This window comes from Vibrio sp. 10N.222.46.A1, assembly GCF_041473595.1.
In the GTDB taxonomy this organism is placed as follows: Bacteria; Pseudomonadota; Gammaproteobacteria; order Enterobacterales; family Vibrionaceae; genus Vibrio; species Vibrio tasmaniensis_A.
On the sequence record NZ_JBFRSN010001719.1, the window covers coordinates 1 to 306 of the forward strand.

Below are 306 nucleotides of genomic sequence, written 5' to 3' on the forward strand. Positions count from 1 at the left end.
GTGGCTTACAAACCCTTGGGTTATCATCATCATCGTGGTTAGCGTTGTGGTGGGTAATATTGCTGCGCTCAAACAGACCGCTAATATGGATCTGACAGGTCGTAACAAAACAGAAAAAGACTTAGACAAGCTCAATCAATTGGATAAACAGAACCAAGAAAAAGCTCAAAAAGATGAGTCTACTGACAGCAAAAGCACTTAGCGTAAAGTCCTTGATACGCTAGCCCCAACAAGTCAGGCGCGTGTTACCCCTTGTTAGCGAAATGACAACATAAATTGACAACACGCACATAAAACACTGACTAA

General features: G+C 42.2%; 1 protein-coding gene. It reads left to right on the top strand.

What is annotated here, in order from left to right; genetic code table 11:
• A partial coding sequence (locus AB4496_RS29000; RefSeq protein ID WP_372133575.1) for a DUF2897 family protein occupies window positions 1–202 on the top strand: 202 nt, incomplete at its 5' end.
• Window positions 203–306: the final 104 nt, after the last annotated feature.